This window comes from Citrobacter sp. R4, assembly GCF_026719175.1.
GTDB classification, from domain to species: domain Bacteria; phylum Pseudomonadota; class Gammaproteobacteria; order Enterobacterales; family Enterobacteriaceae; genus Citrobacter_A; species Citrobacter_A sedlakii.
On the sequence record NZ_JAPPSU010000083.1, the window covers coordinates 1 to 226 of the forward strand.

Here is a 226-nt window from a genome sequence, read left to right on the forward strand (position 1 = left end):
GCCAGCTCTGCGGTTTGGGTTTCGATTCTGACCAGCGGCGTGAAGCTGCCCGGTGTGTAAATCGTCTGTACGCGCTGTGTGTCTGTTTCGGTGGTGGTCAGCCTGTCGCCGTCCCAGCCGTACCATGTCACTTCCGGGGTTTTATCCAGGTAAATATATTCCTCCCCGCTGAGACTCCCGCGCTCCCGCCGGCTTTTCCACACCCGTTTTCCGATGCGGCGGCCCG

At 60.6% G+C, this 226-nt stretch carries 1 protein-coding gene; it reads right to left on the bottom strand.

Features of this window, described 5'->3' with window-relative positions; translation table 11 throughout:
* Window positions 1–226 (bottom strand): hypothetical protein (locus tag OOJ60_RS24705; RefSeq protein ID WP_205613312.1); only part of this gene is annotated, 226 nt, incomplete at both ends.